The organism is Perspicuibacillus lycopersici (genome assembly GCF_025660475.1).
GTDB lineage: Bacteria > Bacillota > Bacilli > Bacillales > Caldibacillaceae > Perspicuibacillus > Perspicuibacillus lycopersici.
The window spans coordinates 1-23,866 of the sequence record NZ_JAOUSF010000008.1 but is presented as its reverse complement, the minus strand read 5'-3'; the positions used below and the strand labels follow the sequence as shown (position 1 = coordinate 23,866).

23 protein-coding genes and 1 tRNA gene are annotated in these 23,866 nt (G+C 35.6%); 23 read left to right on the top strand and 1 reads right to left on the bottom strand.

Annotated features, from left to right (window positions below):
- The first annotated feature begins 81 nt into the window (after positions 1 to 81).
- The 8 genes from spoVT to OEV98_RS17245 all read left to right on the top strand — a co-directional run bounded on the left by spoVT (position 82) and on the right by OEV98_RS17245 (position 6,111).
- Positions 82 to 618, top strand: a complete 537-nt coding sequence (gene spoVT / locus OEV98_RS17280) for a stage V sporulation protein T (protein ID WP_263074603.1) — start codon at positions 82 to 84, stop codon at positions 616 to 618.
- Between the two features lie 187 nt (positions 619 to 805).
- Positions 806 to 2,425, top strand: coding sequence for a putative polysaccharide biosynthesis protein (locus OEV98_RS17275; RefSeq protein WP_263074602.1), 1,620 nt, complete (start codon positions 806 to 808; stop codon positions 2,423 to 2,425).
- Positions 2,422 to 3,879 carry a bifunctional methyltransferase/pyrophosphohydrolase YabN gene (yabN, locus tag OEV98_RS17270; RefSeq protein WP_263074601.1) on the top strand — a complete coding sequence of 486 codons (1,458 nt, stop codon included), beginning with the start codon at positions 2,422 to 2,424 and terminating at the stop codon, positions 3,877 to 3,879. The genes OEV98_RS17275 and yabN overlap by 4 nt, the downstream gene beginning before the upstream one ends.
- A 30-nt stretch (positions 3,880 to 3,909) precedes the next feature.
- On the top strand, positions 3,910 to 4,176 hold the full coding sequence (locus OEV98_RS17265) for an RNA-binding S4 domain-containing protein (RefSeq protein ID WP_263074632.1): 267 nt from the start codon (positions 3,910 to 3,912) through the stop codon (positions 4,174 to 4,176).
- A 100-nt stretch (positions 4,177 to 4,276) separates the two neighbouring features.
- Positions 4,277 to 4,582 carry a sporulation protein YabP gene (yabP, locus tag OEV98_RS17260; RefSeq protein WP_263074600.1) on the top strand — a complete coding sequence of 102 codons (306 nt, stop codon included), beginning with the start codon at positions 4,277 to 4,279 and terminating at the stop codon, positions 4,580 to 4,582.
- Positions 4,579 to 5,211, top strand: coding sequence for a spore cortex biosynthesis protein YabQ (gene yabQ, locus OEV98_RS17255; RefSeq protein ID WP_263074599.1), 633 nt, complete (start codon positions 4,579 to 4,581; stop codon positions 5,209 to 5,211). The genes yabP and yabQ overlap by 4 nt, the downstream gene beginning before the upstream one ends.
- A gap of 15 nt (positions 5,212 to 5,226) precedes the next feature.
- Positions 5,227 to 5,619, top strand: a complete 393-nt coding sequence (locus OEV98_RS17250) for an FtsB family cell division protein (protein ID WP_263074598.1) — start codon at positions 5,227 to 5,229, stop codon at positions 5,617 to 5,619.
- Positions 5,620 to 5,691: 72 nt separating this feature from the next.
- Entirely contained in the window at positions 5,692 to 6,111 is a 420-nt protein-coding gene (locus tag OEV98_RS17245; RefSeq protein WP_263074597.1) for a S1 domain-containing RNA-binding protein, read from the top strand.
- 165 nt (positions 6,112 to 6,276) lie between these two features.
- Here the strand turns inward: OEV98_RS17245 and OEV98_RS17240 are convergent.
- Positions 6,277 to 6,350, bottom strand: a tRNA-Met gene (locus tag OEV98_RS17240).
- A gap of 343 nt (positions 6,351 to 6,693) precedes the next feature.
- On the opposite strand from OEV98_RS17240, the gene spoIIE reads away from it, so the two are divergent.
- From spoIIE to lysS, 15 genes are all read left to right on the top strand, one after another.
- Positions 6,694 to 9,165: a stage II sporulation protein E gene (spoIIE, locus tag OEV98_RS17235; RefSeq protein WP_263074596.1), complete on the top strand. Its 2,472-nt coding sequence runs from the start codon at positions 6,694 to 6,696 to the stop codon at positions 9,163 to 9,165.
- Positions 9,166 to 9,256: 91 nt separating this feature from the next.
- Positions 9,257 to 9,994, top strand: coding sequence for a VWA domain-containing protein (locus tag OEV98_RS17230; RefSeq protein WP_263074595.1), 738 nt, complete (start codon positions 9,257 to 9,259; stop codon positions 9,992 to 9,994).
- Positions 9,978 to 10,961, top strand: coding sequence for a protein kinase domain-containing protein (locus tag OEV98_RS17225; RefSeq protein WP_317633831.1), 984 nt, complete (start codon positions 9,978 to 9,980; stop codon positions 10,959 to 10,961). The genes OEV98_RS17230 and OEV98_RS17225 overlap by 17 nt, the downstream gene beginning before the upstream one ends.
- Before the next feature lie 250 nt (positions 10,962 to 11,211).
- Positions 11,212 to 12,606, top strand: a complete 1,395-nt coding sequence (gene tilS / locus OEV98_RS17220) for a tRNA lysidine(34) synthetase TilS (protein WP_263074593.1) — start codon at positions 11,212 to 11,214, stop codon at positions 12,604 to 12,606.
- A gap of 15 nt (positions 12,607 to 12,621) precedes the next feature.
- The gene (hpt, locus tag OEV98_RS17215) at positions 12,622 to 13,164 is read left to right on the top strand and encodes a hypoxanthine phosphoribosyltransferase (RefSeq protein ID WP_263074592.1); all 543 of its coding nucleotides are present in this window, start codon (positions 12,622 to 12,624) and stop codon (positions 13,162 to 13,164) included.
- A gap of 163 nt (positions 13,165 to 13,327) precedes the next feature.
- A complete protein-coding gene (gene ftsH, locus OEV98_RS17210; RefSeq protein ID WP_263074591.1) occupies positions 13,328 to 15,256 on the top strand; it encodes an ATP-dependent zinc metalloprotease FtsH in 1,929 nt (642 codons plus the stop codon).
- 209 nt (positions 15,257 to 15,465) lie between these two features.
- Positions 15,466 to 16,236 (top strand): type III pantothenate kinase, encoded by a 771-nt coding sequence (locus OEV98_RS17205; protein WP_263074590.1) that lies wholly within the window; start codon positions 15,466 to 15,468, stop codon positions 16,234 to 16,236.
- A gap of 53 nt (positions 16,237 to 16,289) precedes the next feature.
- Positions 16,290 to 17,180: an Hsp33 family molecular chaperone HslO gene (hslO, locus tag OEV98_RS17200; RefSeq protein ID WP_263074589.1), complete on the top strand. Its 891-nt coding sequence runs from the start codon at positions 16,290 to 16,292 to the stop codon at positions 17,178 to 17,180.
- Between the two features lie 111 nt (positions 17,181 to 17,291).
- The gene (gene cysK, locus OEV98_RS17195) at positions 17,292 to 18,215 is read left to right on the top strand and encodes a cysteine synthase A (protein ID WP_263074588.1); all 924 of its coding nucleotides are present in this window, start codon (positions 17,292 to 17,294) and stop codon (positions 18,213 to 18,215) included.
- Positions 18,216 to 18,380: 165 nt separating this feature from the next.
- Positions 18,381 to 19,211 (top strand): dihydropteroate synthase, encoded by an 831-nt coding sequence (gene folP, locus OEV98_RS17190; RefSeq protein WP_263074587.1) that lies wholly within the window; start codon positions 18,381 to 18,383, stop codon positions 19,209 to 19,211.
- 18 nt (positions 19,212 to 19,229) lie between these two features.
- Entirely contained in the window at positions 19,230 to 19,589 is a 360-nt protein-coding gene (gene folB / locus OEV98_RS17185; protein ID WP_263074586.1) for a dihydroneopterin aldolase, read from the top strand.
- A gap of 134 nt (positions 19,590 to 19,723) precedes the next feature.
- Positions 19,724 to 20,248: a 2-amino-4-hydroxy-6-hydroxymethyldihydropteridine diphosphokinase gene (folK, locus tag OEV98_RS17180; RefSeq protein ID WP_263074585.1), complete on the top strand. Its 525-nt coding sequence runs from the start codon at positions 19,724 to 19,726 to the stop codon at positions 20,246 to 20,248.
- A complete protein-coding gene (locus OEV98_RS17175; protein WP_263074584.1) occupies positions 20,200 to 20,424 on the top strand; it encodes a helix-turn-helix domain-containing protein in 225 nt (74 codons plus the stop codon). The genes folK and OEV98_RS17175 overlap by 49 nt, the downstream gene beginning before the upstream one ends.
- A 93-nt stretch (positions 20,425 to 20,517) precedes the next feature.
- Positions 20,518 to 21,519, top strand: coding sequence for a tRNA dihydrouridine synthase DusB (dusB, locus tag OEV98_RS17170; protein WP_263074583.1), 1,002 nt, complete (start codon positions 20,518 to 20,520; stop codon positions 21,517 to 21,519).
- 281 nt (positions 21,520 to 21,800) lie between these two features.
- Complete coding sequence (lysS, locus tag OEV98_RS17165; protein WP_263074582.1) at positions 21,801 to 23,285, top strand: lysine--tRNA ligase; 1,485 nt, start codon at positions 21,801 to 21,803, stop codon at positions 23,283 to 23,285.
- Positions 23,286 to 23,866: the final 581 nt, after the last annotated feature.

Sequence of the window (23,866 nt, the reverse complement as noted above, 5' to 3'; positions counted from 1 at the left end):
TGCCTAGGTAGAGCAGCAAACAAACGGTTTTACAAGGTATTATCAAAAGAAAATCATCATAAGAAAGAGAGGCAACTCAAGATGAAAGCAACTGGTATTGTACGTCGTATTGATGATTTAGGTCGCGTAGTTATTCCGAAAGAAATCAGACGAACATTACGTATTCGCGAAGGAGATCCATTAGAAATTTTTGTTGATCGTGATGGTGAGGTTATCCTTAAAAAATACTCACCAATTAGTGAATTAAGTGATTTTGCAAGAGAATATGCAGAAGCGCTCTTTGATAGCTTAGGTAGTCCAGTATTAATCTGTGACCGAGATGCCGTAATCGCAGTCGCTGGTGGTTCAAAAAAAGAATACTTAAATAAAAATATTAGTGAATTAATTGAAAAAGTAATGGAAGACCGCTCCACCGTATTAGAAACAAATGGAGGTTCCATCGCTTTAATTGAAGGAACCGAAGAACAATTATCATCCTATACCGTTAGTCCAATTATCGCTAACGGAGATCCAATTGGTTCCGTCGTGATTATATCGAAGGAACAAACATTAGGTGAAGTGGAGAAAAAAGCAGCAGAAACAGCTGCAGGATTTTTAGCTAGACAAATGGAACAGTAAAATAATTCCGATTCAGAAGACAGTGATCTGTCTTCTTTTTTATGAATGTTTTTTTGGTGGTAAATGCTGGGAAAAACGTATTTCCAAGCTATTACAATGCTGTTTTTTGTTTTATACTAGGGAGTATGTTATAAATAATTTACTATTGCCTTCCAATGGTGGTAACAATAAGAAAAGGTGCAAGGACATGAGTAATATTACATTTAATCAGAAACAAGTACTTCTCAAGGGGGCAATTATTTTATCGATTGCTGCCATCGTGACAAAGGTGCTAAGTGCAGTATATCGGATTCCCTTTCAAAATATTGTAGGGGATATTGGATTTTATATTTATCAGCAAGTATACCCCTTTTATGGAATTGCTATTGCACTATCTACTTATGGTTTCCCTGTAATTATTTCAAAGCTCTACGCAGATACATATAGTACAAGAGGTAAAGAAGAGGCTAATAGGCTGCTTTTTCCATTATTCCTTGCTATTTTTTGCTTTTGCATTTTATTATATTTTGGTTTGTTTTTTGGAGCCGATTTTTTAGCAATACAAATGGGGGATATTCACCTTAGTCCATTGATTAAAATAACATCCTATGCGTTTCTATTAATACCGGTAATATCCATTATTCGTGGCTATTTTCAAGGAACTGGAAATATGACACCGACGGCCATTTCCCAAGTAGGAGATCAAACAGTTCGCGTAGCATTGATATTAGTTTTCGCACTAATTTTTGTTGGAAATGGAGCTTCCCTTTACAAAATTGGACAAGCTGCATTATTCGCCTCGGTGGTAGGGAATTTATTCGGAATTACATTATTAATTTGGCTTGTTTTTCACCAGCATTCGGTTTCTTTCAAACAACTGATAGGCAATGTTAGAGCATCTTTTTTTGCTATTCGGACGATTTTCGGGCATGGAATAGCGGTTTGTATTAGTGGTTTAACATTAGTACTTTTTCAAATGAGTGATGCTTTCCAAGTATATTCGGCATTAATTAAACAAGGGCTTCCGTTTCAAGAAGCACAAATATTAAAGGGAATCTATGACAGAGGACAGCCATTAATACAAATTGGCTTAGTGTTGGCAACCTCCTTATCGCTATCTATCGTTCCAATTATTTCTTCCATCAATAACCGTAATAGGAAAGATTTACATGATTATTTACGCTTGTCCTTATACATTAGCATTGTTGTTGGTGCAGGAGCAGCTATTGGCTTAATGGTCATTATGGATCCATTGAATACAATGTTATTTAAAAATTCGTCTGGCACAGAAGTGTTAATTATTTTATCTTTTGCTGTTTTATTCGCATCTATTAATGCCACCATCATTTCGATTATGCAAGGGTTAGGATATATATATTATCCATCTATTATTGTGCTCATCGGGCTCTTCATAAAAATTGGATTGAATTTCTTCCTGCTTTCAAAAATTGGGATAGCAGGAGCGGCTGTTGCAACAAACATCGCCATGATGGTTATGTTATTTTTGTTAGTAATGAAATTGAGGAAAACGGTTAAATTCCGTATTATCGATCCGCACTTCTTTTTTGTTTTATTTTATTCATTAGTGAGTATGGTCTTGGTGATTACCTTCTTTTTTATTGCATGTAATAAGCTAAAGTCAGAAGCTATTGATTCTCGGCTATTTGCATGCTTTCAATCATTAGGTGGCGCTATTGTTGGAGGAATTGTATTTCTTCTATTCGTTATTAGAGGTGAAGTATTTAGCCGAGAGGAGTTACTTTTATTACCTTGGGGAGATAAGTTAGAAATTTTTAGGAAAAAGAATAATCGGAGGTTTATGAAATGAAAAAAATAACAGTAGTTGGGCTAGGGGCTGGCGATATTAATCAGCTTCCGTTAGGAGTCTACCGACTATTAAATGAGAATTATCCGCTATATTTGCGAACGAGGGAACATCCTGTAATCGCAGAGCTTGAAAAGGAAGGATTAACCTATCAATCTTTTGATTCTATTTATGAAGCACATGAGCAGTTTGAAAGCGTCTATACAGAAATAGTCGAAGCGTTACTCCTTGCTGCGGAAAAAGGTCCGATTGTATATGCTGTCCCTGGCCATCCATTAGTAGCGGAACGAACGGTTCAATTGTTAATGGAAGAAGGAAAAGATAATCAATATGAAATTATCCTTGCGGGGGGACAGAGCTTTTTGGATGCATTATTTCAATCCGTACGCATGGATCCAATTGATGGCTTCCAGCTTTTAGATGGAACGAACTTTCACAAAGGTGATATTCGGTTAACGCAACATATGATTATTGGGCAAGTATATGATGCAATGTCCGCGTCGAATGTGAAATTGGAGCTGATGGATTTATTACCCGACGACTATGAAGTATATATTGTAACAAATGCAGGAAACGCACAAGAAACGGTAAAAAAAGTCCCACTATATTTATTGGATCATGACTGGGATATAAATAATTTAACAAGTATTTATGTTCCGCCTGTAAAACAAGTGGAGCTATTATATAAGGACTTTCAAAACTTCCGACAAATTATTGCGACATTAAGAGGACCAAATGGATGTCCATGGGATATTAAACAAACACATCGCTCACTAAAAAAATATTTATTAGAAGAAGCGTACGAACTACTGGAAGCGATTGATGAAGAGGATGATGACCATATTGTAGAGGAGTTAGGAGATGTTCTATTACAAATAATGCTCCATGCACAAATTGGTGAGGATAACGGTTATTTTTCAATTGAAGATGTAATTGAATCGATTGCAAGTAAAATGGTTCGGAGACATCCCCATGTATTTGGTGAAGTAGTCGTAAATGATGCAGATGAAGTGGTAGCCAATTGGCAAAAAATTAAAGAGCAAGAGCCAGGTAGGGAAACGCCATCTGTTCTTGCGAAGGTTGGAAAAGGGTTACCCGCATTAATGCAAGCTTATGAAATACAGAAGGCAGCAGGAAAAGTTGGTTTTGATTGGCAGGAAATTGAGCCAGTTCTCACGAAAGTAAAAGAAGAGATACAAGAATTATTAGTGGAAATAAAGGCGGACCAAAAAGCAAATATACTGCTTGAATTAGGTGACGTGCTATTTGGGATTGTAAATGTGGCAAGGAAGCTACATATCCATCCAGAAGAAGCATTGCTTGCTACTAATCAAAAGTTCACACGTCGATTCGAATATATTGAGAAGAAAGTGAAGGAGAGTGGAAAAGACTTCACGATGTTTACGTTAGAAGAATTGGATCAATATTGGGAAGAAGCAAAAAAATTAGGTTTATGACATAACAATAAGGGGAAAGAAAAAATGACTATGAGATTAGATAAATTTCTAAAGGTATCTAGACTAATTAAGAGAAGAACATTAGCTAAGGAAGTAGCCGATAAAGGTAGAGTCTCCATTAATGGCAAACAGGCGAAGGCAAGTTCTGAGGTAAAAGCAGGCGATGAATTACAAATTCAGTTTGGGCAAAAGCTAGTCGTCGTTCAAATTGAAAAAATTCAAGAGATAACGAAAAAAGAAGACGCAGGTTCTATGTATAAAGTAATTAGAGAAGTGAAAATCAATGATGATAAATAACTAAGTCGTACATCCCGTTTTCCTAATTTATGTTCTATTACCTCAAGGACGAGCATATCTATTGGTAATAGAGTAGATTAGGTTGAAGCGGGGGATAAAAATGAACCAATATAATAATCAATCAAAAAATCCAAGCAACATCGTTCAGGACCATGATGTTATTTTACGAGGAAGAAAAACATTAGAAATAACTGGTGTAAAACAAGTAGAAAGCTTTGACAATGAAGAATTTTTATTAGAAACGGTCATGGGCTATTTAGCAATCAGAGGGCAAAATTTACAAATGAAAAATTTGGATGTTGATAAAGGGATTGTATCCATCAAAGGTAAAATTTTTGATATGGTTTACTTAGATGAACATCACGGAGATAAAGCTAAAGGATTCTTTAGCAAGTTGTTCAAATGAGTTTAACGACACAATTTTATACAATGCTTGCCATGATCGGAATGGGGAGTTATTTAGGAGCGGCTTTAGACACGTATAGCCGCTTTTTAAAACGATCCAAACGAAAGCGATGGTACGTTTTTATCAACGACATTTTATTTTGGTTTTTGCAAGGACTTTTCCTATTTTATGTCCTATTTTTGGTAAATAATGGGGAAATCCGATTTTACATTTTTGTTGCATTATTGTGTGGATTTGCTGCCTATCAAAGTTTACTAAAAAAACTATACAATTCTATTTTAGAAACGTTGATTCAAATAATGGTAAACACCTTTCGCTTTTCTGTAAAATTATTTTCCAATATTATTGTAAGACCGATTGCCATGCTCTTAACATTTTTGTTATCGGTGCTGCTTTTCTTTTGGAAGCTATTGTTGAAACTTTTACAGTTTCTATTAAAGTTGCTTTATTGGATTTGGGGTGTGATAGCTTCTATCCTTGCATTCATTTTTCATCCACTTATTTTATTTGGAAAATTTTTATGGAATAAGCTACCGAAATCGTTTAAAATGAAAGGGTACACGCTTTTCAATAATATTTCAAATATTATCAAGTGGATTATTAATAGGTTTCGAAAAAAGAACGAATAAAAAGGGGGCCTGTGTATGAGTATGCTATCCAATCGAAAAATACCAATAGTAAATCAATCTTATAATCATCAGCAGCAATTGCAAAGCATGCAAGCAAGCAGAAAAAAGAAACTCCTTGTACGCAGGCTGACGATGTTTTTTGTTTTTGCGGCAGTTTTCACGGTATTACTTGTAAAATCTTTTCATAATCAAGAGGCTTTACTTCAGTCAAAACAAGAACAGCTTAAATCTCTGCAAACAGAATATAATGATTTGGTAGAGAAACAAAGCGCACTTCAAGAGGAAATTATTAAATTGCAGGACGATGAGTATATTGGAAAATATGCACGTCAAGAATTTTTCCTGTCAGATGATGGAGAAATTATCTTTTCTATTCCAAATGAGAAAGATGGGCAAGACGCTGATTGACACATAAATTTGTTATTGGCTATAATATAAAGTAGATGTATTTTTTAAATTTTAAGGAGGAAGTTCTTTTTTATGTCAATTGAAGTAGGCAGCAAGTTACAAGGTAAGGTAACAGGAATTACTAATTTTGGTGCGTTTGTAGAGCTGCCAGAAGGCTCAACTGGACTAGTTCATATTAGTGAGGTCGCTGACACTTATGTAAAAGATATTAATGAACACTTAAAAGTTGGCGATCAAGTTGAAGTGAAGGTAATGAACGTTGAGAAGGATGGCAAAATAGGTTTATCCATTAAAAAAGCAAAGGCAAAAGAAGAAACACCACAGCGTCCTCGCAATAATAATACCAATAATAGAAGAAATTTCGAACGTAAAAATACCGAGAATTTCGAACAAAAAATGGCGCGTTTCTTAAAAGATAGCGAAGACCGCCTATCCTCGCTTAAACGTAATACGGAATCGAAACGTGGAGGCAGAGGAGCAAGAAGAGGATAATTATAAATCATTCTTAAGGATCTTGCTAGCCGATAAATAGATAAATTACCATTGCGTTGAATATAAATAAAGGTTGTCTCAGTTATTGAGGCAACCTTTTCTTATGATTAAAATACTTTATAAGTTGAACTATAAGTCCCTAAGCAGGCTCTTTAGTTTTATATATAGCGGCGGAGGGGATCGAACCCCCGACCTCACGGGTATGAACCGTACGCTCTAGCCAGCTGAGCTACACCGCCAAAAAGACACAAAAATAATGTTACCGTTAAAACGGAAACCTGTCAACATCTCTGGTTTATAACTAAATTTTAAAAATATTTTATACAATATTTGTCGAATCTATTTTTATGCTGACAAAATGTCGAATGCTAGATTTATGAACGTTTCTGGGCAATGGAACAAGTTGATTGTAGAAGATGCTCGATTTTCCCCATGCTATTTTTGAAATAAATTGTATAGTAAGAAAAAAATAGGTAGAGAAAAGTCGAACGTTTTTTATAGGTGGACATGTAATTTTGACAAATTTCTAACAAATAATCTCTTATAATAAGCCAAAAGAATAATATAAGAGGTGAGTTTACTATGGAAAAAGTTCTAGGTAACTATGTTGAACCGATTCAAGAGAGGAAAATAATAGACTACAGACTCACAATGCATAACTTCCTGGAGGCTACTAAAAAAAGATTAGAAATTCTTTTTATTAAGCGCGGATTATTGTTATTTATATTCGGCTTCATGTTGGGACGTGCCTTTATTTTATCAACATTATCTCCATTTAGCTTACCCTTTTTTGCGGCTGCATATTTTATGAAGAAAAATAAAACACCCGCCATTTTTATAGGACTAGTTAGTGGTGCATTGACTGTATCAATCCCAAATGCCATATACTCTTTTGGGATTATTAGTCTATTTCTTATTATCTATCGAATAGGTTCCAATCTGGCAAAAAACGAAATGAGGGCGCTTCCGTATTATGTGTTGGGCTCCATATTTATCGGAAGACTTTTATGGCATTTTATCGAAACAAGTAATATAACCTTGTACCACATATTAATGAGTGGAATTGAAGCAAGCTTAGCATTTGTGTTAACTATTATTTTTCTCCAAAGCATCCCCTTATTGACAATGTCATTGCGGAAACAATCTTTAAAAACGGAAGAAATTGTCTCGTTAATTATCTTACTGGCGTCGATGATGACTGGAACAATTCAATGGGAAGTAGAAGGATTAACGGTATCACATGTTTTATCAAGATATTTAGTATTAATTTTTGCTTTTACTGCTGGGGCTACCGTTGGAAGTACTGTCGGAGTGGTTACGGGACTTATCTTTGGCTTAGCGAATATTGAAAGTTTCCCAGAAATGAGTTTACTTGCATTTTCTGGATTATTAGGTGGTTTATTAAAAGAAGGAAAGAAAATAGGTGTATCCTTCGGCTTATTAATTGCAACACTACTCATCGGAATGTATGGGGAAGGTGCGAGTATTTTGACGATGAGTTTATATGAATCGCTTGTTGCATCCTTATTATTCTTCCTGACACCTAAATCACTTACGAATAAGGTTGCCAAACATATTCCTGGTACCGCTGAATACTCAGCAGAGCAGCAACAATATATGAGAAAAATTCGAGATGTTACGGCAAGAAGAGTAGACCAGTTTTCCTCGATATTTCAAACATTATCGAAAAGCTTTTCCAAGCAGGCTCCATTGGATGACTATGATGATGCAAGAGAGATGGATTATTTCTTAAGTAATGTGACAGAAAAGACGTGCCAAATGTGTTTTAAAAAAGAAAACTGTTGGGTTCGCCAGTTTAATAAAACATATGATTCAATGACCTCGATTATGACAGAATTAAGTGATAATGACGGAGTTTTGTCGTCAAAGACAAAGAAGGATTGGAGTCAGCATTGTATACGAAGTGATAAGGTTGTAGATTCTATTCAAAAACAATTACATCTATACCAGGCAAACCAAAAATTAAAAAAACAGGTACAGGAAAGTAGGCGTCTAGTCGCCGATCAACTACTAGGGGTATCTGAAGTAATGAGTAATTTTGCCAAAGAAATCCAAAAAGAAAGGGCGAACCATGAAAAACAAGAAGAACAGTTAATTGATACACTACAATCATTCGGGTTAGAGATCGATCATATTGAAATTTATAATTTGGAGCAAGGAAATGTCGACATTGATATTACAATTCCTTATTGTGGGGGAATGGGTCAATGTGAAAAGCTAATTGCTCCATTGCTATCTGATATTTTAGGGGAAACTATCACTGTATATAAAGAAGAATGTGCTGCATTTCCACATGAATCGTGCTACGCCAATTTTCGTTCTGCCAAAAAATTTGTTGTCGATACCGGTGTTGCACATGCGGCAAAGGATGGTGGCTTTTTATCAGGTGATAGCTATACGATGATTGAAATCGGCGCTGGAAAGTATGCACTAGCAATTAGCGATGGAATGGGAAATGGAGAGCGAGCCCATAATGAAAGCTATGAAACATTACTTTTACTGAAAAAAATACTCCAGTCAGGAATAGATGAGGAGGTTGCTATTAAATCGATTAATTCCATTTTAACGCTTCGGACAACGGATGAGATTTATGCGACATTGGATCTTGCCATTATCGATTTACAAGATGCAAAATCCAAATTTATAAAAGTTGGATCGACTCCGAGTTTTATTAAGCGATCAGATAAAGTTATCAAAATCCAAGCAAATAATTTACCAATTGGTATTTTGCAAGAATTTGAGGTAGATGTGGTTAGTGAGCAGTTAAAGGCAGAAGATATTTTAATCATGATGAGTGACGGAATATTTGAAGGGCCGAAGCATATTGAAAATATCGATCTCTGGTTAAAACGAAAAATATTAGAAATAGAAACAAATGATCCACAAGAAATAGCAGATTTATTAATGGAGGAGGTAATTCGAACAAGAGGAGGATATATTGAAGATGACATGACCGTTGTTGTTGCCAAAATTAAGCATAATAATCCGAAGTGGAAAACGATTCCGGTAGAGTCAATCAGGAAATATGCATAATTTGAATCAAACAGATGAAAATTCAGTATATTATGTATAAAACCCCTTCTAAAAGGTAAGGATGATAAAAATTATTGTAGGAGGGGAATGTATGCAAACTGGTACTTTAAAGCAAATTTTACTTATTACCGATGGCTGTTCAAACCATGGAGAGGATCCGGTGGCGATGGCTGCGTTAGCAAAAGAGCAAGGGATATCGGTGAATGTAATTGGTGTGATGGAAAACGACGTAATCGATGATCAAGGAATGCGAGAAATAGAACAAATTGCGAGTCAAGGCGGTGGTGTCAGTCAGGTTGTTTACGCCAAGAAATTATCACAGACTGTTCAAATGGTAACTAGACAAGCGATGACACAAACATTACAAGGTGTTGTCAACCAGGAGCTAAAACAAATATTAGGCTCTAGCTCATCAATGGAAGATTTACCTCCAGAAAAACGTGGAGAAATAATGGAGGTAGTCGATGACTTAAATGAGACGGTTAATTTAGAGGTATTAATATTAGTAGATACTAGTGCAAGTATGAAGCATAAATTGCCAACAGTAAAAGAGGCACTGCTAGACTTATCATTAAGCTTAAATGCTAGATTGGGCAATAATTTGTTTTCACTATTTATATTTCCCGGGAAAAAGAATGATGTCGAAAAATTACTAGATTGGTCACCGAGACTGGAAACATTAACATCGGCATTCTCTAAGTTAACACCTGGTGGGATGACCCCAACTGGACCTGCCATTAAAGAAGCTATTAGCTACTTTAGAAAAAAACGATCGATAAGGGGATTGTTATCTCGTCATGATGATGAATTCTATGAAGAATCCATTTAATATTCCAAACGGAACCGTTATTAAAGGAAAATGGCACCTACAGAGCTATACGATTGTAAAGGAATTAGGTCGAGGGGCAAATGGAGTCGTTTATTTAGCGGATTGGAATAAGAAAAGGGTAGCAATCAAGGTAAGTGATAATAATGTCACGATAACATCAGAAATGAATGTACTTAAATCGTTCTCGAAAGCCCAAGGGGTTACCCTCGGGCCTTCTTTATTAGATGTTGATGATTGGGTACTTGGAAATAAAACAATACCATTTTATGTGATGGAATTTATTGAAGGTGTCCATTTTCTTGCTTTTATTCAACAGAAGGGAAAATCATGGGTAGATATATTTATTCTTCAATTATTAGCTGACTTAGAAAAGCTCCATGAACAAGGCTGGGTATTTGGTGATTTAAAGCCAGATAATCTAATCGTTACCGGCCCACCAATTAAAATTCGCTGTATTGATGTTGGTGGTGTGACGTTACAGGGAAGAGCCATTAAAGAATTTACCGAGTTTTATGATCGAGGCTATTGGGGGTTAGGCAGTAGGAAAGCAGAGCCGTCCTTTGATTTATTTGCTGTCGCCATGATTATGATCAATACATATTATCCACAAAGATTTCCGAAGCAACAAGATGGGCTATCCTTATTAAGGCAAAAAATTGAAGCTATTCCTGAATTAAGAAAACACGAGCAGGTGCTCCTACGTGCACTTACCGGTAAATATGCTACAGCTATTCAAATGAGGGAAGATTTACTTGACAGTATTTCGAAATCCTCATTAAGAAATCAATCAAGAGCATTAAAACAAAAAACAACGGTGTCACCGACTCCGAATAAAAAACGAACGGTTAAACAAATACAACCAAGTACGAAGAAGCGCCCGAGAAAACATTCTGGTATAAAAGAAACTATTATTATCTTCATGGTGGTTTGCTTTTTGTATGTTCTTTATATATATCAACAAATTTAATTATTTACGAGTAAATAGAAATTTGTATAGGAAAATGTTTTTAAAAACGAGTTTGTTGATGTAAAATATTGAATAACAACATTAGCGACACAACATAGGTATCACATGCTTTCCTTTCACTAGGAATGATTGCATAAAAGTATTAGCTTAGCTTACACTACTAATGCAATTATTATCGTTGGGTTCATCATTATCTCAAGGTTACAATAACCATTCGGTTAGAATTTGTAGTAGAAGAAGGAATTAAATAATGGATTTGTTTGAAGCAAAGGTTAATAATTTTATTGAACGGCATAAACTATTATCTAAGGGACTGCATGTATTAGTAGGAGTCTCTGGTGGACCCGATTCATTAGCCATGCTCTATTTCTTAAAACGAATTCGCGAGCAATGGGATTTAAAGCTAACTGTAGCACATGTTGACCATATGTTTCGTGGAGAACAATCATTTAACGAATTAAAATACGTTGAGCAAATTTGTACAAAATGGGATATTGGATTTGAAGGTGTTCAATTAAATGTACCTTTAGCAATTTCCAAGCAGTCTAAGAGTTCGCAAGCTGTCTCTCGAGAACTACGGTACCAGTTTTATCAAGAAGTTATGGAAAAGCACCACATCCCTGTTCTTGCATTAGCACATCATGGTGATGATCAAATGGAAACCATTTTAATGCGGTTAACAAGAGGATCTTCATTAAAAGGAAGTGCTGGTATCAGAGTGCATCGTGATTTTGGCCATAGTAAGATTATTCGCCCGTTTCTCTGTGTAACAAAGGCTGAAATTGAAGAATATATCCGACAGAATCGATTAGAACCGGTATATGATCCAAGCAATAAGAAAGATATTTATACTAGAAATCGATTCCGAAAGTATGTATTACCTTTTTTAAAGCAAGAAAACAAAAATGTACATATGCATTTTCAACGATTTAGTGAAGAGTTAACAGAAGACGAAGAATACATAATGAATCACGCAAGAACAGTATATAATAACCTTGTAACAAAAGAGGAAGCTGGAGATTTAACCATAAAAAGGAATGAACTTCTTCGGGAGCCTATGCCTTTACAAAGGAGATGTATTCATCTAATATTAAACTATCTCTATAAAGGGAAGCTTCCAGAAAATTTAGCTGCAATACATATAAACTACTTATTGGAAACGATGGGGAGTACGAAGCCTTCAAGCAAAGTTGATTTACCTAATGGTTTACAAGCAATAATGTCGTATCAAACCTGCCGTTTTACCTTTAACCATTCCAAACCAAAAGCGTATACATATGAATGGAATAAAGGGGAGACTATTACACTTCCCAATGGAAATCAATTGTTAATGCATTGCAATAAGGAGACTTTAGAAAAGGGTAATAACTATTACCTTCTAAAAGAACAATCAGCATTTCCATTAATCGTTCGAACTAGAAATGAAGGAGATCGCATTCAGTTAAAAGGTTCTGGAGGAACGAAAAAAATAAAATCAGTGTTTATTGATTACAAGATACCGCTTCACATGCGTGATGAGTGGCCAATTGTAACGGATAGAGAAGGCAATATTTTATGGATTCCGTTGTTAAAAAAATCACAGTTTGAAGCATTAAATCAAGAAAATGTAATCATACTACAGTACAAAACGTACGAGGACTTCTAGGAGGATAAAAAATCGATGAACCAGGATATCGAAAAAATATTAATAACAGAAGAAGAAATCCAAGCTAAAATAAAAGAGCTAGCAAATACTTTGACGGAAGAATATAATACGAGATATCCACTAGCTATCGGTGTATTAAAAGGTGCGATGCCTTTTATGGCTGATTTACTTAAGAGAGTAGATACATATTTAGAAATGGATTTTATGGATGTATCTAGCTATGGTGGCGGAACTGTTTCCACTGGTGAAGTAAAAATTTTAAAGGATTTAGACACATCGGTAGAAGGTAGAGATATTCTCATTATTGAAGATATTATTGATAGTGGCTTAACGTTGAAATATTTGGTGGATTTGTTCCGATATCGGAAAGCGAAATCGATAAAAATCGTCACATTGCTAGATAAACCAGAAGGAAGAAAAGTCGATATTCAAGCTGATTATACGGGCTTTATTATTCCGAATGAATTTGTTGTAGGCTATGGATTAGACTACGAGGAAAAATATCGTAATTTACCATATGTTGGAGTATTAAAACCTGAGGTTTATACTAAAAATTAAAGAAGAAGCATCTAGTTTATTATATCAAGGGAATAGATAGCAGTCCTTACGGAAGAAACTATTGTTTGAAAATTAAGTGTTATACAAACCGAATTTCTTGTATTACCGTATTTTTCTATGATACTATTTAATAAGTCTGTTTCCCCTTGAGAGGAGGTCAAGGATGAATCGTATTTTACGAAATACCGTATTTTATCTATTGGTATTTTTAGTCATCATTGGTGTTGTCAGCATTTTTACAGGCGGTCAAGAAGCCAATACACAAATGTCTTATAGTGACTTTATTTCACACCTTGAAAAAGGTGAGGTTAAGGAATTTGAGGCTCAGCCTGAAAGACAAGTATATGTCATTGTTGGTAAATTGAAATCATATGATGAAAATCAATTTTTCACTGTAAATGCTTGGAATAGTCCAGCTACATTGGAAAGAATTGAATCACTTGCGCTAAAAAATGGAACTGAGCACAATAATTTACAAGCAAAAGAAACAAGTGGATGGATTCAACTGCTAACTTCGATGATTCCGTTCATCATCCTTTTCTTCTTTATTTTCTTCTTACTAAACCAATCCCAAGGCGGCGGTGGCCGTGTAATGAACTTTGGTAAAAGTAAAGCGAGATTATATAATGATGAGAAGAAAAAGGTTCGCTTCCGTGATGTAGCAGGAGCGGATGAAGAAAAACAAGAACTTGAAGAAGTAGTAGAATTTCTTAAAGATCCTCGTAAGTTCTCTGAATTAGGAGCACGTATTCCAAAGGGTGTCTTATTAGTAGGACCTCCAGGAACAGGTAAAACACTTCTTGCTCGCGCAGTTGCTGGTGAGGCTGGCGTACCTTTCTTCTCAATCAGTGGATCTGATTTCGTCGAAATGTTTGTCGGTGTCGGTGCTTCCCGTGTTCGTGATTTATTTGAAAATGCAAAGAAAAACGCACCTTGTATTATTTTCATCGATGAAATTGATGCAGTAGGTCGTCAACGTGGGGCAGGTCTTGGCGGTGGTCATGACGAAAGAGAACAAACATTAAACCAATTGCTGGTTGAAATGGATGGATTCAGTGCGAATGAAGGTATTATTATTGTAGCCGCTACTAACCGTCCGGATATTCTCGACCCTGCATTATTACGTCCAGGCCGTTTTGATAGACAAATTACTGTAGATCGTCCAGATGTTAACGGAAGAGAAGCAGTATTAAAAGTACATGCAAGAAATAAACCGCTTGATGAATCTGTCGATTTGAAAACTATTGCGATGAGAACACCAGGTTTTTCAGGAGCAGATTTAGAAAACTTACTAAATGAAGCTGCGCTTGTTGCTGCAAGGCAGAATAAGAAAACAATCGATATGTTTGATATTGATGAAGCAACAGATCGGGTTATTGCAGGGCCAGCGAAGAAAACAAGAGTAATTTCTGAAAAAGAACGAAATATTGTAGCCTACCATGAAGGTGGTCATACAATTATTGGTTTAGTTTTAGAAGATGCTGACATGGTACATAAAGTAACAATCGTTCCTCGTGGGCAAGCTGGTGGATATGCTGTTATGCTTCCAAAAGAAGATCGTTACTTCATGACAAAGCCAGAGCTTCTTGATAAAATCACTGGCTTACTAGGTGGCCGTGTAGCGGAAGAAATTGTCTTTGGTGAAGTAAGTACTGGAGCTAGCAATGACTTCCAACGGGCAACTGGTATTGCACGTAGAATGGTAACTGAATTTGGAATGAGTGAAAAACTAGGTCCATTACAATTTGGTCATTCACAAGGTCAAGTATTTCTTGGAAGAGATATTAACAACGAGCAAAATTATTCCGATACGATTGCTTATGAAATCGACCAGGAAATTCAACGCTTTATTAAAGAATGCTATGAAAAGGCAAGAAATATTTTAACGGAAAATCGTGATAAATTAGAAGCTGTTGCACAAGCACTTCTAAAAGTTGAAACATTAGATGCCAAACAAATTCGTCATTTGTATGATCATGGTACACTTCCTGAACTAGATAATACTTCTGACAGTAGTGACGATAGCGGTGATGTTAAAGTCAATATTACTGGTAAACAGGATGTAGATTCTGAGACGAAAAAAGAAGACTGATTCAGATGAAAAAGCTGGCTTGAGAAAGCCAGCTTTTTTCATGGATTTAGAGTGTGAATTTTGCAGAACACTCGTTTTATTTACCAGTTTTTAACTGTATAATTTTTTTCAAACACCAATACATTAATATCAAGCAAATAGGTTTTTATCAATACCCTATTTATGATAATATGTTGGTGCGTTTAATCATAATAAAAGTTGGTGGAGAAATGATATTTGTTATAGATGTAGGGAATACAAATATAGTACTGGGTGTATATGAAGATAACCAATTAAAGCATCATTGGCGAATCGAAACAAATCGTAATCGAACAGAAGATGAATATGGAATGATCATAAAATCTTTATTTGAACATGAAGGTAGATCGTTTAAAGAAGTAAAAGGAATTATTATTTCATCTGTTGTTCCTCCGATTATGTTCTTTTTGGAAAAAATGTGTGAAAAATACTTCGGAGTTAAGCCACTAGTAGTGGGACCAGGGGTAAAAACAGGATTAGATATTAAATATGATAATCCGAAGGAAGTTGGAGCGGACCGTATCGTAAATGCTGTTGCAGGTATTCATGAATATGGAAGTCCGTTAATTATTGTGGATTTTGGCACGGCAACTACTTATTGCTACGTAAATGAAGAGAAGCAATATATGGGTGGAGCAATTGCACCAGGAATTAGCATTTCCACAGAAGCACTTTATACAAAGGCTGCAAAGCTTCCGAGAATTGAAATTGCTGCACCTGAAAAAATTATTGGTCGAAATACAGTTGAATCAATGCAAGTAGGAATTGTTTACGGATATGTTGGTCAAGTAGATGGTATTGTTTCGCGCATGAAAGCTCATGCTAAAAAAGAACCTAAAGTAATTGCAACTGGCGGACTTGCTAATTTAATTGCAAAGGAATCTAATGAAATTGACACCGTTGATTCCATGTTAACGTTAAAAGGCTTGCATTTAATTTATAAAAGAAACACCGAAAGATAATACTTAATTTTAGTAGATACGGAATTGGTTTTACATAAGGAAGGAGTAATACAATGAACGATTATTTAGTAAAGGCTTTAGGCTATGATGGTCAGGTTCGGGCATTTGCTGTACGGACAACGGAATCAGTTGCTGAGGCGCAAAGAAGACACGATACATGGGCGACTGCATCTGCTGCATTAGGAAGAACGATGACAGCAAGTGTGATGATGGCGTCAATGTTAAAAGGAGAAGGGCAAATAACAGTGAAAGTCGAAGGAGATGGGCCGATTGGTGTCATCCTAGTTGACGCAAAAGTGTCTGGAGATGTTCGTGGGTATGTAACCAATCCACAGGTTCATTTTCCAATAAATGAGCATGGAAAATTAGATGTAAGACGTGCTGTTGGAACTTCCGGTACATTAACGGTTGTAAAAGATATTGGATTACGTGAAAAATTTTCCGGACAAGTACCGATTGTTTCTGGTGAATTAGGGGAAGATTTCACTTATTATTTTGCAACATCAGAGCAAGTTCCTTCCGCAGTTGGTGTAGGTGTTTTAGTTAACCCAGACCATTCAATTTTAGCAGCAGGTGGATTTATTATCCAAGTGATGCCTGGGGCTACAGACGAAACTATAACTGCGTTAGAAAATCGGATTCAATCCATCAAACCAATTTCCACTTTAATTCAAGAAGGGTTAACCCCGGAGCAAATATTAGAAGAAATTTTAGGAACGGACAATGTGAAATTCCTAGATAAAAGTCCTGTACAATTTAATTGTGTTTGCTCAAAGGAACGTTTTGCAAATGCAATGGTTAGCTTAGGGGTTCAAGAGTTACAGGATATGATAGATGAAGATGGAAAAGCAGAAGCACAATGTCATTTCTGTAATGAAACCTATCATTATTCAAAAGAAGAATTAGAACATTTGAAAGAAGAAGCTGAAGCACACTACAACTAAAATATTGGGTTAAAATTTCAAGAAGAATAAATTATTTGTTTGACAGTGGTTTTTTAAAGGAATAAAATTATATTAATCCAATAAACTTACTAGGAATTAGGAGTGGTGAAAATGTTAAAAGCTGTAAATTCTGTTACGGAATTAATTGGCCAGACACCTATCGTTAAATTAAACCATATGGTTGACGAAAATTCTGCAGATGTTTATGTAAAATTAGAGTATTTTAATCCTGGCAGTAGTGTGAAAGATCGTATTGCACTTTCTATGATTGAAGCAGCCGAAAAAGCTGGAAAGTTAAAAAAAGGTGATACAATCATTGAACCAACAAGTGGTAATACTGGAATTGGATTAGCTATGGTTGCAGCTGCAAAGGGCTATAAAGCAATTTTAGTAATGCCAGAAACAATGAGTGTGGAAAGACGTAATTTACTGCGTGCATATGGAGCAGATCTCGTTTTAACACCAGGACCAGCAGGAATGAAGGGTGCTGTCGATAAAGCAGAAGAGCTTGCAAAGGAAAATGGCTATTTCATGCCACAACAATTTGATAATCCAGCAAACCCAGAAGTTCATCGATTAACGACAGGTCCAGAAATCATAGAACAAATGGGTGACCAATTAGATGCATTTATTGCAGGAATTGGTACTGGAGGAACCATTACTGGTGCTGGCAGTGTTTTAAAAGAGAAATATCCAAATATAAAAATCGTTGCAGTGGAGCCAAAGGATTCTCCAATATTAGCTGGAGGAAACCCAGGGCCGCATAAAATCCAAGGGATCGGTGCAAACTTTGTACCAACTGTTTTGGATACGGAGCTTTATGAGGAAATCATCCATATTTCTACGGAAGAAGCATTTGAAGGTGCTCGTCGTGCTGCAAGTGAAGAAGGTATTTTAGGTGGTATTTCTTCAGGTGCAGCCATTAGCGCAGCATTAAAGGTAGCGAAAGAATTAGGAAAAGGTAAAAAAGTATTAGCGATTATTCCAGATACTGGTGAACGCTATTTCAGTACACCATTATATAACTTTGAATAATAAAGATATGAAAAACTGTTAAAAGATAAGGCTCCCTACTGTGTGAAAATATTGCTACACAGTAGGGAGTTTTTATTTATAGTATTAGAAAAAATTTTTCTATTTAATAGAGCCTTTTTTGATAAAATGGTAAATGCGTATAGTTCGTTAATAAGGGGTGTGTTTATGAGTAAGATGAAATGTAGGTCCTATTTGTTAGATTTTCGTAATAAAACCTATATCATGGGGATATTGAATGTCACTCCTGATTCTTTTTCAGATGGTGGAAGACATAATGAAATAAATAGGGCACTCTCCCATGCTAGAGCAATGGTACAAGATGGTGCAGATATAATCGATATCGGTGGTGAATCAACGAGACCAGGATTTGCTCCTGTCTCCGCAGAGGAGGAAATCGAGAGAATCGTCCCGGTCGTTTCAGAATTGGCGAAAATGTTACCTGTACCGATTTCTATTGATACATATAAAGCAGAAACAGCCAAACAAGCAATCGAAGCAGGAGGACACATCATTAATGATATATGGGGTGCAAAAAAGGACCCGGAGATTGCAGATGTTGCTTCGGAATATAATGTGCCGATTATTTTGACACATAATCGAGAGAATATGGATTATCAATCCTTTATTCGTGATGCACTTTTGGATCTATATGAAAGTATAACTATAGCAAAAAAGCGTGGAGTAAGAGATGATCAAATCATTCTTGATCCAGGCATTGGTTTTGCTAAAACAGTGGAACAAAATCTTGAAATGATGCGAAATATAGATAAGGTAGTAGCTTTAGGATATCCCGTATTATTGGGTACCTCCCGAAAATCTCTGATTGGAGCGGTATTAGACTTACCGGTTAATGAGAGAATGGAAGGAACAGGAGCAACTGTTTGTTATGGTATAGAAAAAGGTAGCTCCATCATCCGTGTCCATGATGTCAAAGAAATGAGCAGAATGGCAAAAATGATGGATGTGTTAATTGGAAAAACAAAAATGGAATCATAAACATAAAGGAGTAACACAATGGACCGAATATATCTCAATGCTATGGAGTTTTATGGCTACCATGGCGTGCTCCCAGAAGAAAAAGTATTAGGACAACGATTTATAGTAGATTTAACAGTAGCAGCAGATTTGAAAAAAGCGGGAGAAACGGATGATTTAGCAGAGACCGTCAATTATGCAGAAATGTATTTCGTTTGTAAAGAAATAGTGGAAGGGGAAAGCTATCAATTAATCGAGGCAGTTGCAGAAAAAATTGCCCAAACGATTCTCGAAAAATATTCGAAAGTACAATTTTGTACGGTTAAATTAATCAAACCGGACCCGCCGATACCTGGCCATTATCGATCGGTTGCTGTAGAAATAACAAGAACGAGATAAGGAAGTAGTAATTTTTGTAAGGGTGTTTTCTGATGATTGTTGGCATTCGTTTGTTTAGTCAGCGGGATATTAACAACAAGCAATAATCTATTGGTAACTACCGATTTTAAAAATGAAAAATGGAAGATGATCATATGAATAATAAGGCATATCTATCGCTAGGATCAAATATTGGTACAAGGGAAATGTATCTAAAAGAAGCAATTTCTGAACTAAATATATCCGATAAAATCAAACTAACGAACTACTCCTCTATTTATGAAACAGATCCTGTCGGATACGAAGACCAACAATGTTTTTTAAATATGGTAGTAGAAATAGAAACAGACTACAGTGCGAATGAGCTATTAGATCAATGCTTATCGATTGAACATAAGTTAGGCAGGAAACGAATTATCCATTGGGGTCCAAGAACGATAGACCTTGACATTTTATTATATAATCAAGAAAATATAGACACTGAACAGCTTGTTATTCCTCATCCGAGAATGAGTGAACGAGCATTTGTCCTTATACCTTTAGCAGAAATCAATCCGTTATTAAAGATTCCATCTCAAGAGAGATCGATTACGCAATTAATTGACAATATTTTTAATAAAGGAGTTCGGTTATGGAAAGTGAAAAGTGGGGTAGACGTATACGAGCTTTTCGAAAGTTAAAAGGTTTTACGCAAAAGGAGCTGGCTGATGAGCTAGGAATATCTGTCTCTGTATTAGGAGAAGTAGAAAGGGGAACAAGATTACCTTCAAATGCGCTAGTCTCCGATATTTCAAAAATATTGAGTATCACGATCGATGATTTAAAGCCACCAGAAGAGGAAAATAGTTCAAGCTAATTCTTTTTACACTTTCCATTAAGGAAAATGAAGGATAAAGAATGTCCTATGTGTGCCGTAATGATTAGTAAGCAAATGTACGGAGGGAATCAATTGTTTAAAATTGGTAATGTTAATATAAAAAATCGTGTCATTTTAGCACCGATGGCAGGGATCGGTAATTCGGCATTCCGATTAACAGTAAAAGAATTTGGTGCAGGATTAGTTTGCTGTGAAATGATTAGTGATAAAGGTATTGTTAATAAAAACGATGAAACGTTAAACATGTTATATATAGATGAAAGAGAAAAGCCGATCAGCATACAAATTTTCGGCGAAGAAAAAACAAACTTAGTAGAAGCTGCTAAATTTGTTGATAGAAATACGAATGCAGATATTATTGATATTATGATGGATTACCCAGTAAATAATTTCGTTAAAGGTAAAGCGGCTGCAAGATGGCTATTACATCCTGATAAAATCTATGATATAGTTTCTGCAGTTGTAGATGCGGTAGAAAAACCAATTACAGTTAAAATGCGTATCGGTTGGGATAACAAGCATATTTATGCAGCGGAAAACGCAAGAGCTGTGGAGCGTGCAGGTGGAGCGGCAGTTACTATCCATGGACGAACTTGTTCACAAATGAACGATGGTGTCGCTAATTGGGATATTATTCGTGAAGTAAAACAAGCTGTTTCTATTCCTGTTATAGGGAATGGCGACATAAACACGCCAAAAGATGCAAAAAGAATGCTTGATGAAACTGGTGTCGATGCCGTAATGCTTGGTCGTGCAGCAGTAGGAAATCCGTGGATGATCTATCAAACCGTAAATTATTTAGAAACAGGTGTCTTAGCTGAAGAGCCATCCGCTCGTGAAAAAGTAGATGTTTGTATTTTACATTTAGAACGACTTATTACATTAAAAGGGGAAACGGTAGCTGTTCGTGAAATGCGAAAACATGCTGTATGGTATTTAAAAGAAATCACAGGTAGTAACAAATTTTATAACGCAATAAATACATGTGAAACTCGGCAAGAGATAGTAGACCTATTAAATCAATTAGTTGAAGAAGTAGAAAGAAGAGTATTAGTAGCTGCAGGTGCAGTTTAACCTACTAAAAGTTGTTTGTAATAGGCTGTTTTTTAAAAAATAGTTGAAAATTTTGAGATAACAAAACCGCGCTCTATCGAATGAAATCTAGATAATTGGAGCTAATAATGATAAAGGCTAGTTTGACAATAAGTTCAAATTTAACCTATAATATTTTTGAGTTATATACTGCCAGTAATATGCTGGCAGTTTTCCTTATTTATGAATTTATTTTTCACCAAAGTATACTTTTACATAAGCAGTAAGCTTTTTTCGAAATATAATGATGGAGATGATTTTCTATGAGTCATGAAGAATTAAATGACCAATTAAAGATTCGAAGAGAAAAAATGGAAGACTTGCGTTCGAACGGTATTGACCCATTTGGAGCACGATTTGACAGAACGTATAGTTCTGAGCAAATATTTAATATGTTTGAAGAGTTCTCGAATGAAGAATTAGAAGAAAAAGCAGTAATAGTAGAATTTGCAGGAAGAATCATGACGAAACGCGGAAAAGGGAAAGCTGGTTTCGCCCATCTTCAAGATTTAACTGGCCAAATTCAAATATATGTTCGCCAGGATCATGTTGGGGAAGAGCAGTATTCTGTTTTCAAAACAGCTGATTTAGGAGATATTGTTGGTGTTAAAGGGATGGTCTTCAAAACGAAGGTTGGAGAACTTTCTATTAAAGCAGACGAATTTCAAATGTTGACGAAAGCACTACGTCCATTACCGGATAAATTCCATGGTTTAAAAGACGTTGAACAACGATACCGTCAACGTTATTTAGATTTAATTGTGAACCCAGAAAGTAAACAAACATTTATTACACGTAGTTTAATTATCCAATCGATTCGCCGCTATTTAGATGGATTAGGTTTTTTAGAAGTAGAAACACCGCTACTTCATTCTATTGCAGGTGGAGCGGCAGCGAAACCGTTTATTACTCATCATAATGCTTTAGATATGCAATTATATCTTCGTATTGCAATTGAGCTGCATTTAAAACGACTGATTGTTGGTGGTCTGGAAAAAGTGTATGAAATTGGACGAGTATTCCGTAATGAAGGAGTATCAACAAGACATAATCCTGAATTTACATTATTAGAGCTATATGAAGCATATGCAGATTACCATGATATTATGAACTTGACTGAAAACTTAATTGCACATGTAGCTAAAGAAGTATTAGGAACAACGAAAATTCAATATGGTGAATATGAAGTTGATTTAACGCCAAACTGGAAGAGACTTCATATGGTAGATGCAATTAAAGAATTTACCGGTGCTGATTTCTGGAACGAGATGTCGGTAGAAGAAGCTCGTGCGCTAGCAAAAGAACACGGTGTGGAAATCAATAATACGATGCAATACGGGCATATTGTAAATGAATTCTTTGAACAAAAGGTAGAGGATAAATTAATCCAACCAACCTTTATTTTTGGACATCCTGTTGAAATTTCTCCATTAGCGAAGAAAAATGCTGATGATCCACGATTTACGGATCGTTTTGAGTTATTTATTGTTGGTCGTGAACATGCGAATGCATTTACAGAATTAAACGACCCGATTGATCAAAAAGAAAGATTTGAATCTCAATTACAAGAACGTGCACAAGGAAATGACGAAGCACATATGATGGATGAAGATTTTGTAGAAGCGTTAGAATATGGAATGCCTCCAACAGGCGGCCTTGGAATAGGGATTGACCGTTTAATTATGTTATTAACGAATTCACCATCCATTCGTGATGTTCTATTATTCCCATTAATGCGCCATCGTTAATTCAAATAAATGTCTTATTGTTAGAGAGCATGCTTTTAAAGCTGCTCTCTTTTTTGTTACAGTTGTTATTTTAAAGAGGGAACGGTGAGGCTGCGCTTTTTCTTTGTTGCGTAGCCGGTGAATAGGACAAAAGCTTCGTCATTTTGGTATCCGAAACATAGTAAACTAAAAAGCTATTAGGAACTAGTGCGAAACGTAAATAGCTGAACAAATATAATAAATTTTTTTAATACATTGTTTTTCATTTTTTAGTTGATTCGATGGAAAAAAGGTGGTATATTTATTTCTGTTGTTAAGAACACAAAACGAAATAAATTAATTGCTTGACAATGTAAAAATGATTTGATATTATATAAAAGTTGCTTTTGAAAGTTTTTAAACTTTCGAGTGATAAAAAAATGTTGACAAATCACTTTGGATTTGATACAATAAATAAGTCGCTTTTAGTGAAGTGATTGAAATTGAACCTTGAAAACTGAACAAGACGAAGCGTTTAATTAAACTATTTTTAAAACATTTTTGAGCTAATCAAACACTTTTTGGAGAGTTTGATCCTGGCTCAGGACGAACGCTGGCGGCGT

Bases quoted from the DNA above. Each gene is read 5' to 3' on its own strand.
- OEV98_RS17265 (WP_263074632.1), top strand. From the start codon at position 3,910: ATGAGATTAGATAAATTTCTAAAGGTATCTAGACTAATTAAGAGAAGA.
- yabN (WP_263074601.1), top strand. From the start codon at position 2,422: ATGAAAAAAATAACAGTAGTTGGGCTAGGGGCTGGCGATATTAATCAG.
- yabQ (WP_263074599.1), top strand. From the start codon at position 4,579: ATGAGTTTAACGACACAATTTTATACAATGCTTGCCATGATCGGAATG.
- OEV98_RS17230 (WP_263074595.1), top strand. From the start codon at position 9,257: ATGCAAACTGGTACTTTAAAGCAAATTTTACTTATTACCGATGGCTGT.
- spoVT (WP_263074603.1), top strand. From the start codon at position 82: ATGAAAGCAACTGGTATTGTACGTCGTATTGATGATTTAGGTCGCGTA.
- OEV98_RS17175 (WP_263074584.1), top strand. From the start codon at position 20,200: ATGGAAAGTGAAAAGTGGGGTAGACGTATACGAGCTTTTCGAAAGTTA.
- OEV98_RS17250 (WP_263074598.1), top strand. From the start codon at position 5,227: ATGAGTATGCTATCCAATCGAAAAATACCAATAGTAAATCAATCTTAT.
- OEV98_RS17225 (WP_317633831.1), top strand. From the start codon at position 9,978: ATGAAGAATCCATTTAATATTCCAAACGGAACCGTTATTAAAGGAAAA.
- spoIIE (WP_263074596.1), top strand. From the start codon at position 6,694: ATGGAAAAAGTTCTAGGTAACTATGTTGAACCGATTCAAGAGAGGAAA.
- ftsH (WP_263074591.1), top strand. From the start codon at position 13,328: ATGAATCGTATTTTACGAAATACCGTATTTTATCTATTGGTATTTTTA.
- OEV98_RS17205 (WP_263074590.1), top strand. From the start codon at position 15,466: ATGATATTTGTTATAGATGTAGGGAATACAAATATAGTACTGGGTGTA.
- hpt (WP_263074592.1), top strand. From the start codon at position 12,622: ATGAACCAGGATATCGAAAAAATATTAATAACAGAAGAAGAAATCCAA.
- OEV98_RS17245 (WP_263074597.1), top strand. From the start codon at position 5,692: ATGTCAATTGAAGTAGGCAGCAAGTTACAAGGTAAGGTAACAGGAATT.
- hslO (WP_263074589.1), top strand. From the start codon at position 16,290: ATGAACGATTATTTAGTAAAGGCTTTAGGCTATGATGGTCAGGTTCGG.
- tilS (WP_263074593.1), top strand. From the start codon at position 11,212: ATGGATTTGTTTGAAGCAAAGGTTAATAATTTTATTGAACGGCATAAA.
- folP (WP_263074587.1), top strand. From the start codon at position 18,381: ATGAGTAAGATGAAATGTAGGTCCTATTTGTTAGATTTTCGTAATAAA.
- cysK (WP_263074588.1), top strand. From the start codon at position 17,292: ATGTTAAAAGCTGTAAATTCTGTTACGGAATTAATTGGCCAGACACCT.
- folK (WP_263074585.1), top strand. From the start codon at position 19,724: ATGAATAATAAGGCATATCTATCGCTAGGATCAAATATTGGTACAAGG.
- OEV98_RS17275 (WP_263074602.1), top strand. From the start codon at position 806: ATGAGTAATATTACATTTAATCAGAAACAAGTACTTCTCAAGGGGGCA.
- folB (WP_263074586.1), top strand. From the start codon at position 19,230: ATGGACCGAATATATCTCAATGCTATGGAGTTTTATGGCTACCATGGC.
- lysS (WP_263074582.1), top strand. From the start codon at position 21,801: ATGAGTCATGAAGAATTAAATGACCAATTAAAGATTCGAAGAGAAAAA.
- yabP (WP_263074600.1), top strand. From the start codon at position 4,277: ATGAACCAATATAATAATCAATCAAAAAATCCAAGCAACATCGTTCAG.